This window comes from Rhizobium sp. RHZ01 (genome assembly GCF_014851595.1).
GTDB classification, from domain to species: domain Bacteria; phylum Pseudomonadota; class Alphaproteobacteria; order Rhizobiales; family Rhizobiaceae; genus Rhizobium; species Rhizobium altiplani.
Window position 1 is genome coordinate 81247 of the sequence record NZ_JACUZZ010000020.1, and the last position, 12243, is coordinate 93489.

Below are 12243 nucleotides of genomic sequence, written 5' to 3' on the forward strand. Positions count from 1 at the left end.
TCTTCATGAAGCGGAATACCGTTCTCAAGCTTTCCGGTGTCGAGCGCCACTATGGTCAGGGCGAGACGCTGCTCTCGATCCTCAAGGGTGCGGACTTCACGCTGAACAGCGGCGAAATCGTCGCCCTTGTCGCGCCGTCAGGCACAGGCAAGTCGACGCTTCTACATATTGCCGGCCTGCTTGAGCACCCCGATGGCGGCGAGGTGATCATCAACGGAAAGGCCTGCGATGGTTTGCCGGACGATAAGCGCACCGCGATTCGCCGCAGCGAAATCGGCTTCGTCTATCAATTCCACCACCTGCTGCCGGAATTTTCTGCGATCGAGAATATCATGATGCCGCAGATGATCGCAGGGCTGCCGCGTAAGGAAGCGAAGGAGCGAGCCGGCCAGCTGCTCGATTATATGCGCATAGGCCATCGCGGCGCGCATCGCCCCGGAGAGCTTTCCGGTGGCGAGCAGCAGCGTGTGGCGATTGCGCGTGCCGTCGCGAATGCGCCAAGCCTGCTGCTGGCGGACGAGCCGACTGGCAACCTTGATCCTGAAACGGCAAGCTATGTCTTTGACGCGCTTGAAGCGCTGGTGCGTCAATCAGGCCTGGCGGCGCTGATCGCGACCCACAATCACGAACTCGCCGGGCGCATGGACCGCCGCGTGACTATCGCCGACGGCAAGGTCGTGGATTTCTGATTAGGGGTGGATGAGACCGCCACGGTAGTCCAATTCGTAGGCTCTGCGCTCGTTCACGACGATCACTTCGCGACCGCTGAAATGGCTGCAGTCCCCTATGCTTTGATCGGCATAGTAACCGAAGGCGTGCTCGAACTCCATGCCGCCGAGGAAGCGCCGATATTCGGCATACATTTTTGACAGTGCAGCCTTGATCACCGTTCCCGCCCGTTCTCCGTCGATCAGCGAATGCTCGACGATGCGTCCGAAGTAGTTCATCGCCCAGACCGGTTCGCTCTCCAGCCAGACCACTTCTTGCCCGGCGAAATCTGCGCCGCCGAAATAGCTGTCGAGATAGCGCCAGGCGCCGCGCTGATATCCGATGTCGCGCGATCCTGTCCGGCAGGCGGGCACAGGGCTTCCGCCACCGACATAGGTATTCGCCTTCGCCTCGACGATGAAACTGTTCAATGCGACAATATCCATGGCGTTCCCTCCGCTCGACAGCGTCTCAACAACGCTATTAAATGTAAAGAACAAAATAAGAACAAGCCTCACGGTCCGCAGATCGTTTGTCCAGTGTCGTCGTTCCACTCAGCGATCGGGAGGACACGTGGCTCGGCTTTGACATCCTTGCCATCCTTCTGCAGCTTGCCGGTCAGTGCATTGTAGTCGCAGGAGCCGGCGGCATTGGGGTCGAGCGTGTCGTAGTGGTTGTAGGTATAGCCGGCAACGACGAACTGCTTGTTCCGATAGGCCACCGTCAGCGTCTGGTCCCAGCGATCGCGCCCGATCGCGCTGTTCTGTGAGTGTACGGCGATGGAGGATTTGCCGACGGCCTTCAACGACGGTTCCTGTCCGAAGACGCCGTCCGCATTGGTGCTGCCCCAGATCTTGTTTGGTGCGGCCAGCGAAAGCCGCAGAAGTTCGTGGTCGCTGTCACGAAGATAGAGGTAGATGCCGATTTGATCATAGTTGGCGCCCTCCTCGGGAGCAACCAGCAGCGCGAGGTCCGCACGCCCATCGCCATCCCAATCCCCCGTCGCCGCGTCGACGATCCGCGTGGGATCGATTTGCTCGGCTCGAGCGGTAAACGCCGCCGATAGAGCCAATCCAGCAATTAATACAAACTTAAACATGCTTTTCTCCCATCACCATGCGGTCAGCAAAACGGAAAAGAATCCTGTTGACAATAGAACAATAGCGGAACAAATTAAAAACATAAGAGAACAGGAGAGCCAAATGACTGACTTGATCCGTGATATCGCAGCATTCACCTCCATCGCAATGTTCGTTGCCAGCTTCTCGCTTATCTGCATGGCAATGTAAGAATTCCGGGGACCGCATGGCTGCCATGCGGTCCGAGCGCAGCCCTTGTCTGGACATCAACCCCTCAATGCTGAGAATAGACCTGATTGATTCAGGTGATCGGAAGGCATGTCATGGCGGGTGCGGAGAAAGACGCGGAAGGCGGTTTCATCGGTGGTACGCCGGGCTTCGTTCACCTTCGGGTCCACTCGGCCTATTCGCTCCTTGAAGGTGCGCTGCCGCTTAAGAAGATCCTCTACAAGGCGTCGGGCGACAGCCAGCCGGCCATAGCGATCACCGACACCAACAACCTGTTCGTCGCCCTCGAATTCTCACAGAAGGCGATGGACGAGGGCCTTCAGCCGATCATCGGCTGCCAGGTCTCGATCGACATGGAGGATGGACTGGAGACGGAACGGCGCGGCGGCCAGCAGGCGCTCGCCAAGCTGCCGTCGCTGGTGCTCCTTGCGGCCACCGACGCCGGCTACGAGCTGCTGGTGGACCTTGTCAGCCGCGCCTATCTCGGCGGCGAGGGCAACGGTCAATCGATCCACATTCGTGCCTCCTGGCTCGACGAGATCGGCACCGACGGCCTGATCGCTTTGACCGGCGCCCTGACGGGGCCGGTCGACGTGGCGCTGAAGGATGGGCATGCCGCCCAGGCGGAGGCACGCCTCCTGCTGCTGAAGCGCCATTTCGGTGACCGGCTCTATGTTGAGTTGCAGCGGCACGGCACTTACGACAAGCGCCATGAGCAGAAGCTCGTCGGCCTTGCCTATGAGCACGACCTGCCGTTGGTCGCCACCAACGAAGCCTTTTTCCCGACCCGTGACGACTATGATGCGCATGACGCCCTGATGGCCGTCGCCCACAACGCCATCGTTTCGGATGATACCCGGTTTCGCCTGACGCCTGATCACTACCTGAAAAGCCGCGCCGAAATGGCGAAGCTGTTTGCGGATCTGCCGGAGGCGCTGGAAAACACCATCGAGATCGCGCGGCGCTGCTCGTTCATCCTGAAGACGCGCAAGCCGATCCTGCCGCGTTTCACCGGCGCCACCGCCGATCCCGAGGAGGCGGAACGCGAAGAGGCACTCGAACTGCGCCGGCAGGCGGAGGAGGGGCTGGATAAGCGCCTTGCCACTCTCGGCATGTCGCCCGGCTATGAGGAGAAGGATTACCGCGAGCGCCTGGAATTCGAGCTGAGCGTCATCGAGCGCATGAAATTCCCGGGTTACTTCCTCATCGTTTCGGACTTTATCAAATGGGCAAAACAGCATGACATCCCCGTCGGCCCGGGCCGCGGCTCCGGTGCAGGCTCTCTCGTTGCCTACGCGCTGACGATCACTGACGTTGATCCCTTGCGCTTCTCGCTGCTCTTCGAACGCTTCCTCAACCCGGAACGCGTCTCGATGCCCGACTTCGATATCGACTTCTGCCAGGACCGCCGCGAAGAGGTGATCCGTTATGTGCAGCGCAAGTACGGCCGCGAACAGGTCGCGCAGATCATCACCTTCGGTTCGCTGCAGGCCCGCGCGGCGCTGCGCGACGTCGGCCGTGTGCTGGAGATGCCCTACGGTCAGGTCGACAAGATCTGTAAGCTGGTGCCGAACAATCCGGCCAACCCGACGCCGCTGTCGAAGGCGATCGAGGAAGAGCCGAAGCTGCAGGAGGAGGCCGACAAGGAGCCGGTCGTCGCCCGCCTGCTCGATATCGCCCAGAAGATTGAAGGTCTCTACCGCCACGCATCGACCCACGCTGCCGGTATCGTCATCGGCGACCGCCCGCTGTCGAAGCTGGTGCCGATGTACCGCGATCCGCGTTCCGACATGCCTGTCACCCAGTTCAACATGAAGTGGGTCGAGCAGGCCGGCCTCGTCAAGTTCGACTTCCTCGGGCTGAAGACGCTGACCACGTTGAAGGTCGCCGTCGATTTCGTCGCCAAGCGTGGCATCAAGGTCGATCTTGCCTCGATCCCGCTGGACGATAAGCTGACCTACGAGATGCTCTCGCGCGGCGAAACGGTTGGCGTGTTCCAGGTTGAAAGTGCGGGCATGCGCAAGGCGCTGATCGGCATGAAGCCGGACTGCATCGAGGACATCATCGCACTCGTGGCGCTTTATCGCCCAGGCCCGATGGAAAACATCCCGGTCTACAATGCCCGCAAGCACGGCGAGGAAGAGATCGAGTCGATCCATCCGACGATCGACTACCTGCTGAAGGAAACGCAGGGGGTTATCGTCTACCAGGAGCAGGTGATGCAGATCGCCCAGGTCCTGTCGGGCTACTCGCTCGGTGAAGCCGACCTTCTGCGTCGCGCCATGGGTAAGAAGATCAAGGCGGAGATGGACCAGCAGCGCGAGCGCTTCGTCGATGGCGCCGTCAAGAACGGCGTGAAGAAGCCGCAAGCCGATGTGATCTTCGACCTGCTCGCCAAGTTCGCCAACTACGGTTTCAACAAGTCTCACGCCGCCGCTTACGCGATCGTTTCCTACCAGACCGCCTATATGAAGGCGCATTATCCGGTCGAGTTCCTCGCCGCGTCGATGACGCTCGATATGTCGAACACCGAAAAGGTCAACGACTTCCGGCAGGACGCCAAGCGTCTCGACATCGAGGTAATCCCTCCTTCGGTACAGACCTCGTTCCGCCATTTCGAGACCGGCGACAACAGGATCTACTACGCGCTGGCGGCGCTGAAGGGGGTCGGCGAATCGGCTGTCGATCATATCGTGGAGGTCCGCGGTGGCACCCCATTCGCGAGCCTTGAGGATTTCTGCCTGCGCATTGATCCGCGACAGGTGAACCGCCGCGTGCTGGAAAGCCTGATCTTCGCCGGTGCTTTCGATTGTTTCGGGCTCGACCGCGCGCAACTGGCGGGCGGGCTCGACCGCATCATGGGCTACGCCCAGCGTGCGCAGGAAAACAAGCTGAGCGGCCAGTCGGATATCTTCGGCAGCGCTCTTTCATCCGGCCCAGAGAGAATCTCGCTGCCGCCGTTTTCGCCGTGGCTGGCCTCGGAAAAGCTGCTCAAGGAATTCCAGGTCCTGGGCTTCTACCTGACCGCGCATCCGCTCGATAGCTACCAGAGCATTCTGCAGAAGATGCGCGTGCAGACCTTCGCCGAGTTTTCGGCGGCCGTTAAGCAGGGCGCGAGCAACGGCCGCCTTGCGGGCACCGTCATTTCCAAGCAGGAGCGCAAGACCAGGACCGGCAACAAGATGGGTATCATCGTGTTCTCCGACTCCTCGGGTCAGTTCGAAGCCGTTCTGTTCTCCGAGATGTTGAACCAGTATCGCGACGTGCTGGAGTCCGGAAAGTCCTTCGTTATCACGGCGACAGGGGAAGAGCGGCCGGAAGGCATCGGCCTTCGCCTGCAGACCATTCAGTCGCTGGAAGAGAAATCGCTGCAGATGCAGAAGGCCCTGCGCGTCTACGTGCGCGATTCCGGGCCGCTTCGTGCCGTCGCGGCACACCTCAATGCCAAGGGCGATGGCCTTGTCTCCTTCATCGTGATCAAGGAGGAAGGCAAGCGCGAGGTGGAAGTCGAGCTTCCGCAGAAATATCGTATCACGCCGGAGATTGCTGCCGCACTGCGCGCAGCGCCCGGCGTCATCGACGTCGAGCTGGTCTGACGTCAGCCTCTTGTAAGGGTGATGAAGTCGGTTCCTTCGCCGGTCTCCGGTCCGAGGCCGGTGTCTGAGATTGTCAACGTCGAGCCGGTGGTCAGCATGGCGTCGATCTTCCGCCGCGCCTCCTCAGGAATATCGATACGGCTCAGCGCATTGGCGATCGGCGTGCCTGATATGATCGAGCTTTCCAGGCTGCTAATGCCGAGCCGGTTCATGATCGCGCGGGCGAGTGTGTTGGGAAGCGTCGCTCCCATCCAGTCCGCCGAGCCGGTTTCGAAATCGACGTTGTGGACAGAGAAGAAATGCGTACCGAGGGCAAGGCCCGGGTTCTCGATCGAGATCGGCGCTTCAAGAACCGGCTGGAAGCCTTGGCGAACCATGATGACGCCGTTCGGCGGCGCTCCCTTGCCCGCCGCGGCATAGACCGCCTTAATGAGCGCGTCACTTGCCGGTGACTTGTCGTTGGTCGGCTCGACTGGATGCTGCAACTTGAAATCACTGATTGCCTGAAGCGTTGCCGACCCGAGGAGGCCATCCGGTTCACCCGCGGCAAATCCGAGCTCGTTGAGATATGTCTGAAGGTCGATGATCTCCTCGCGCAGACTGCGGCGCGTAATGAGAATACGGATCGGTGTGTCGTTTGCGGGAGCGCTCGCTGCCGGCATTTGTGCAGGCGGTGGCGCAACGTCGTTCATGGCGACCTGAACGGGAGCCTGCCCGATCGTCGGCCTCAGCGAAGCGTCGGAAAGCAGTGCTGGCGGCTCCGGCATATCCGGCCGGAAGAGCGTCGGGTGATCGATCGGTTCCGGCGTTACTTCCGCGTCGGTAATGACAACCGGAACGCCCATTGCCGTCATCTTGTAGAGCTGCTTGGCGAAGGCTGCCGGCATTCGGACGCAGCCATGCGATGCTGGGTAGCGCGGCACGGAATTCGACTCGTGAAGCGCGATGCCAGACCAGGTCAGCCGCTGCATGAACGGCATCGGCGCAGCCGAATAGATGTTGGATTCGTGATATCTCTGCTTCTCGATGACGGAAAAGATGCCGCTCGGCGTCGTATGGCCCGGCTTCCCCGTCGAAACCTTCGAGGTCGCCACGACCTCTGTGCCGTCGTAGAGCGTAAGCGACTGCGCATCCTTCGATACGAAGATCTGCAGCGTGCGTGCATCCGCCGCGAGAGCGGGATGCACGAGCGCGGTGGCCGACAGCAAGCCGAGGCCAAAAACGAGACGCGACAACATATGACTCAACCGATACGCAATACTTGAAGCCGAAGCCTAGTCGGTGAAGCTTAAGGAAAACTTGATATAAGGAACCCTGAGGCAGCCTCACGTATTAGTGATCGCGCTTGCCGCCAAACGTATATCCGGTCTGGACGGTGCCTTTGCCGAACTTGTCGCGCAACTTGTCCATTGCCGCTTCGGCTGCGGCCCTACGACCCGATTGCTCATCGATAAGGTCGGGCGGATCTGCGCGCGCGGGGTCGCAAAGGTCGGTGACGCCGATCCCGATGAGGCGAAACTTCGTGCCGTCCGTTTCCTTCTCCAGCAGGTCCAGCCCGGTACGGAATATCCGGTCGGCAAGCCGGGTCGGGTCTTCAAGTTTGCGATTGCGGGTGCGCAGCTTGAAGTCCGCCGTCTTCATTTTGAGAACCACGGTCTGGCCGGCGATATCATCTTTCTTCAGCCGCCAGGAGACCTTTTCGGAAAGACTGCGGAGGATCGGAACAAGCTCGTCATGGCGGGATATATCGTCGAAGAAAGTCGTTTCGGACGAGACGCTCTTCGCCGCGTCGTTCAGATGCACTTCGCGGTCGTCGATGCCGCGGGAAAGACGCGCCAGCCGCTGCCCCATGCTGCCATATCGGCGCATCAGGTCGTTTTCCTCCATCGTCTGCAACTGGCCAATCGTCCGGATGCCGTCGGCCTCCAGCGTGGCTGCAAACGCCTTGCCGACGCCCCAGATCGTCGTCACCGGCCGCGGTGCCAGGAAAAAAACTGCTTCCTCGCGGCCAATGACCGAGAAGCCGCGAGGTTTCTGAAGGTCGGACGCGACCTTGGCGAGAAACTTGCAGTAGGAGAGCCCAACGGAGATGGTTATGCCGATCTCCTTCTCGATGCGCTGGACGAACTTGGCAAGCGTGCGCGCCGGCGGATCGTGATGCAGCCGCTCGGTGCCGCCGAGTTCCAGAAACGCCTCGTCGATCGAAAGCGGCTGAACGAGCGGGGTCAGTTCCTGCATCAAGGTGCGGACTTCGCGTCCGACCTTCACGTACTTTTCCATGTCGGGTCGGATGACGACTGCCTGGGGGCAGGCCTCAAGAGCCTTGAACATCGGCATTGCAGAACGAACGCCGTGGATACGCGCAATGTAACATGCGGTCGAGACCACCCCGCGTTTGCCGCCGCCGATGATGACGGGCTTATCGGCGAGTTCTGGATTGTCACGCTTCTCGATCGCTGCATAGAAGGCGTCGCAATCGATATGCGCCAGCGTCAGTTCGTACAGCTCCTTGTGTCGCACAAGCCGGGGGCTGCCGCACGCCACACAACGGCACGTTTCGGCCTTCTGCTCGGCAAGGCAGTCGCGACAGAAGCCGGGTGTCTTGGCGTAGGCAAGTGTCATGATGAGAACAAAGATTGAACATCGCAACATTAGCTTCTAAACTTTCGAGTCTCAAGAGAGGCTGGGAGGTTTGCATTGGATATCGATCTCCGTTTCGAGCCGGTGACAGCAGACCGGTGGAGTGACTTCGAACGGCTCTTCGGTCCCCGCGGAGCGTTTTATGATTGCTGGTGTGTCGCGCTTCGCTTGCCTCATGCCGTGCGGACGAAGATGAGGCCGGACGAGCGAAAGTCGCACATGCTTGGCAGGATCGCTGTCGGGCCGCCGCCAGGTATTCTGGCCTATGCCGATGAGGAACCGGTCGCCTGGGTTCAGGTCGGGCCAAGGCACGACGTACCGCAATTCAACTCGTCGCGGACAGTGTCCCGACCGATGGAAGAGGGTGATGCACACGATCCGTCATTCTGGGCGGTGAGTTGTTTCTTCCTGACATCGCATTTGCGTGGGCAGGGGCTCAGCCATCAACTGCTTGCCGGTGCGATCGACCATGCGTGGCGCCACGGTGCCCGCTACCTCGAGGGCTGTCCGATTGACCACGTCAAGCAATCGAAGTCGGTGACGCTCTGTATTGGATCAACCGCGATCTTCGATGCGGCTGGATTTGAAACCGTGGCCAGACGAAAGGATGGCCGACCGCTCATGCGGCTGGACTTGCGCCCTTGAGGACATCCGCCGAGAAATGCGCCCTCAGCAACTCTGCGGCATGGTCCCAGCCGGCGGCAGCGACGATGTTTCCAACTGGCGGTGGCGCGAACGGCTTGAAATCCGCGTTGGCCATCATGGTCAGGAGCAAGCACTTAGGCACATGATGGGCAACGGAAAGGAGATTGCGTTGCATATCATCGATGAAGGCGACTGGCAGGCTTCGGCCATCATGCAGCCTTGCGACGACGGGCCCCTTGGGCTCTTCCGTGGCGATCAGGTCGAACGAGAGGTCGAGCTGATTGAGAAATTCGCGCCGGATACCGTGGTGCCGAGGTGGCATCGCGGTCAAGAAGACGATGTCGGCGTCGGCCGAAAGCGACTGCAGTGTTTCAACGGCTTTTTCCGCCGGTTTCTGCCAGAGGTGCTGGTTCGCGAAGAACACTTCCTCGAACGAATCGACGGCGTCCCTATCCAGCTCGCTGCCGTCAAGCAGAGAGACGATATTACCGTAGAGGCGGAACGACCGCGGCAGGAGGTCGTAGCTGTGCGAGCGCAGGAAAGCGGTGAAGGGAGTGAGGAACTCGAGAACCACTTCGTCGATGTCGCACACAACCAAAGGCCGGTCGCCGAGGCGCACCTGGCTGACGTTGGTAGCAATATCCATGCTCAAAATTCTCCCGAGCCAAGTCCCGGCGGCGAAAAGTGCAGCCATGCCGCATTCAATGCGTCGGGCGCGGTGCCGGTCGCTTGGCAGAAGGCCATCGCCGTCGGCTCGTGCTGCATGACGAAATCCATCATGCCGGAAAGGAAGCCGGGATCGCTGACCACGCGGCGCACCTGGGCCGGTTCAACACCGGTCAATGCGAGAAAACGACCGAACAGATCCGGATCGTTGGCAAGCCAGGCAAGAACGGAGATCGCAGTCTGCTGCGGATCGGCCGCGAGTTGTTTCGAAGTCTTGAAGTTGCTTTGCATTTTTCTGGGTAAATTACCTATTTTTCAACCAAATAGCGATAGTGTGCCGCGATCGGTTCTATGGAACCATGCCATCGCAGAAGTCTTCTTCATGCGGGGAAGCGGTACCGGAACGGACGTAGGACGCGTGTCATGCCCAAGCAGGTGATGATTGTAGAAGATAACGAGCTCAACATGAAGCTCTTTCGCGACCTCATCGAGGCGTCCGGTTACACGACGATTCAGACCCGAAACGGCATGGAAGCGCTCGACCTCGCGCGCAAATACCGGCCCGATCTGATTTTGATGGATATCCAACTCCCCGAGGTTTCTGGTCTCGAGGTTACCAAATGGCTGAAGGAAGACGATGACCTGCACGTCATTCCTGTTATTGCCGTTACAGCATTTGCCATGAAAGGTGACGAGGAACGCATACGCCAGGGCGGCTGCGAGGCCTATGTCTCCAAACCCATTTCCGTTCCTAAATTCATTGAGACGATCAAGACCTATTTGGGCGATGCCTGACGCATCGGAAAGAAGCCTATGACTGCGCGCATTCTCGTGGTTGATGACATTCCGGCCAACGTCAAGTTGCTCGAGGCGCGGCTAGTCGCGGAGTATTTCGATGTCTTGACCGCCGGCGACGGCTATCAGGCCCTCGCAATATGCGAGCGCAACCAGGTCGATCTTGTCCTTCTTGATATCATGATGCCGGGGATGGACGGCTTCGAGGTCTGCGAGCGCCTGAAGGCCAATCCCAAGACCTCGCACATACCTGTCGTCATGGTGACGGCCTTGGATCAGTCGGCCGATCGCGTGCGTGGTCTGAAAGCCGGCGCAGACGATTTTCTCACCAAACCGGTCAATGACCTTCAGCTGATTTCCCGGGTGAAGAGCCTGTTGCGGCTGAAGACGCTCAGCGACGAATTGCGCATTCGCGCCGAAACAGCGCAGACCATGGGGATCGATGAACTGCTGCGAACCGGCGAGGGGCGGAGCGACGAATCGGGCCAGGTGCTGCTGGTCGACGGACGCGCCAATTCGCAGGAACGCATCATCAAGGCGCTGAAGCCCATCGCCGATGTCTCGGCAATCTCGGATCCGCAGGCGGCACTCTTCGAAGCGTCGGAAACCCCCTTTGAACTGGTTATCGTCAACGCCAATTTCGACAACTATGATCCGCTGCGCCTGTGCTCGCAGCTTCGTTCGCTCGAGCGCACGCGCTTTCTACCGATCCTGATCATCACCGAGCAGGGCGACGACGACATGGTGATCCGGGCCCTGGAACTCGGCGTCAACGACTATATCGTCCGGCCGGTCGATCCCAATGAGCTGGTGGCGCGCAGCCTGACGCAGATGCGCCGCAAGCGTTATAATGATCGCCTGCGCGCGAGCGTGAAGCAAACGATCGAGCTTGCCGTGACCGATCCGCTGACCGGGCTCAGCAACCGCCGCTACCTGGATAATCACCTCAGCACGCTCTTCAATCGCTCGATGGCGCGAGGTCGTCCGCTATCGGTGCTGATCACCGATATCGATCGCTTCAAGCAAGTCAACGACACCTATGGCCATGATGCGGGGGATGATGTGCTGCGGGAGTTTGCAAGGCGCATCCGCTCCACCGTCCGTGGTGCCGATCTGGCCTGCCGATACGGCGGCGAGGAATTCGTAGTGGTTATGCCGGATACCTCGCCCGAAGTGGCGGCAGCCGTCGCGGAGCGACTGCGCTCGGTGGTCGAGACGGTACCGTTCCTGCTGAAGTCAACGGGGCAGGAACTGGACGTCACGGCGTCCTTCGGCATTTCGTCGCGGATCTCCTCCATCCTCACTCCAGGGCAGTTGATGAAGCAGGCGGACCTTGCGCTTTACGAGGCAAAAACGGGTGGCCGTAATCGCGTGGTCGCCGCCGCTTGAGCAATGCTTCTATGAGGCATTTCAGGTCATCCACAACTTGCTAATTAAGGGCGGACGGCACGGCAACGAAGTAATTGCAGTTGCAAAGCCGGCATTTCCCTCCGAAGGTTTGCTCGCTCTTGATATCATGCTAGGCAGATGCCGCGCGGTTGCTGGGACAAATGTGAGGATCAATCGGATGTAGCCGGCATTTCGCAAGTAGCCGCGAATGGACAAGCTTTGGCCCGCATCGGCGGAAGCTAATACTATTGGGCTATAGTTTCGGCCTTCTTTGCCCATTAGGCGCTATTCTTGCAAAAGTACGCGATTCCAAGCTTTAAAAACTGTCCCAAAGCCGTACTTTTAACCATGAAATCAAGCCCAGAAATCTAACCATTAAGAATTTGTTGATTTTCTTTCATTTTCGAGCAAATTATCGGCCATAAGAGATAAGTACTCCCGTGAGGAGTCCGAGGTACCCCATGATGCTCAGGTCCGCCGCATCTCCTGGGTCGTGG

General features: G+C 59.6%; 11 protein-coding genes. 5 read left to right on the top strand and 6 right to left on the bottom strand.

What is annotated here, in order from left to right; genetic code table 11:
- Window positions 1–5 precede the first annotated feature (5 nt).
- A complete protein-coding gene (locus IB248_RS20455; RefSeq protein ID WP_018857039.1) occupies window positions 6–689 on the top strand; it encodes an ABC transporter ATP-binding protein in 684 nt (227 codons plus the stop codon).
- On the opposite strand, the gene IB248_RS20460 is transcribed toward IB248_RS20455, so the two are convergent.
- Both IB248_RS20460 and IB248_RS20465 read right to left on the bottom strand, forming a co-directional pair.
- On the bottom strand, window positions 690–1154 hold the full coding sequence (locus IB248_RS20460) for a DUF5680 domain-containing protein (RefSeq protein WP_018857038.1): 465 nt from the start codon (window positions 1152–1154) through the stop codon (window positions 690–692). It lies immediately after the preceding gene.
- A gap of 68 nt (window positions 1155–1222) precedes the next feature.
- On the bottom strand, window positions 1223–1807 hold the full coding sequence (locus tag IB248_RS20465; protein ID WP_113470093.1) for a hypothetical protein: 585 nt from the start codon (window positions 1805–1807) through the stop codon (window positions 1223–1225).
- A gap of 303 nt (window positions 1808–2110) precedes the next feature.
- Here IB248_RS20465 and dnaE point away from each other — a divergent pair, with 303 nt between their 5' ends.
- Window positions 2111–5611, top strand: a complete 3501-nt coding sequence (gene dnaE / locus IB248_RS20470) for a DNA polymerase III subunit alpha (RefSeq protein ID WP_192241578.1) — start codon at window positions 2111–2113, stop codon at window positions 5609–5611.
- Window positions 5612–5613: 2 nt separating this feature from the next.
- On the opposite strand, the gene IB248_RS20475 is transcribed toward dnaE, so the two are convergent.
- Together IB248_RS20475 and IB248_RS20480 are read right to left on the bottom strand one after the other, a co-directional pair.
- Window positions 5614–6849 carry a L,D-transpeptidase family protein gene (locus IB248_RS20475; RefSeq protein WP_192241579.1) on the bottom strand — a complete coding sequence of 412 codons (1236 nt, stop codon included), beginning with the start codon at window positions 6847–6849 and terminating at the stop codon, window positions 5614–5616.
- Between the two features lie 94 nt (window positions 6850–6943).
- The gene (locus IB248_RS20480) at window positions 6944–8233 is read right to left on the bottom strand and encodes a DNA polymerase IV (RefSeq protein WP_026371766.1); all 1290 of its coding nucleotides are present in this window, start codon (window positions 8231–8233) and stop codon (window positions 6944–6946) included.
- A gap of 75 nt (window positions 8234–8308) precedes the next feature.
- On the opposite strand from IB248_RS20480, the gene IB248_RS20485 reads away from it, so the two are divergent.
- Window positions 8309–8896 (top strand): GNAT family N-acetyltransferase, encoded by a 588-nt coding sequence (locus tag IB248_RS20485; RefSeq protein WP_018857032.1) that lies wholly within the window; start codon window positions 8309–8311, stop codon window positions 8894–8896.
- Here IB248_RS20485 and IB248_RS20490 read toward each other — a convergent pair.
- Both IB248_RS20490 and IB248_RS20495 read right to left on the bottom strand, forming a co-directional pair.
- The gene (locus tag IB248_RS20490; RefSeq protein WP_018857031.1) at window positions 8871–9542 is read right to left on the bottom strand and encodes a hypothetical protein; all 672 of its coding nucleotides are present in this window, start codon (window positions 9540–9542) and stop codon (window positions 8871–8873) included. The genes IB248_RS20485 and IB248_RS20490 overlap by 26 nt on opposite strands.
- 2 nt (window positions 9543–9544) lie before the next feature.
- Window positions 9545–9853, bottom strand: coding sequence for a DUF3572 domain-containing protein (locus IB248_RS20495; protein ID WP_018857030.1), 309 nt, complete (start codon window positions 9851–9853; stop codon window positions 9545–9547).
- Between the two features lie 132 nt (window positions 9854–9985).
- On the opposite strand from IB248_RS20495, the gene IB248_RS20500 reads away from it, so the two are divergent.
- Together IB248_RS20500 and IB248_RS20505 are read left to right on the top strand one after the other, a co-directional pair.
- Window positions 9986–10357 (top strand): response regulator, encoded by a 372-nt coding sequence (locus IB248_RS20500; protein ID WP_007531841.1) that lies wholly within the window; start codon window positions 9986–9988, stop codon window positions 10355–10357.
- Window positions 10358–10375: 18 nt separating this feature from the next.
- Window positions 10376–11746 (top strand): PleD family two-component system response regulator, encoded by a 1371-nt coding sequence (locus IB248_RS20505; RefSeq protein WP_192241580.1) that lies wholly within the window; start codon window positions 10376–10378, stop codon window positions 11744–11746.
- Window positions 11747–12243: the final 497 nt, after the last annotated feature.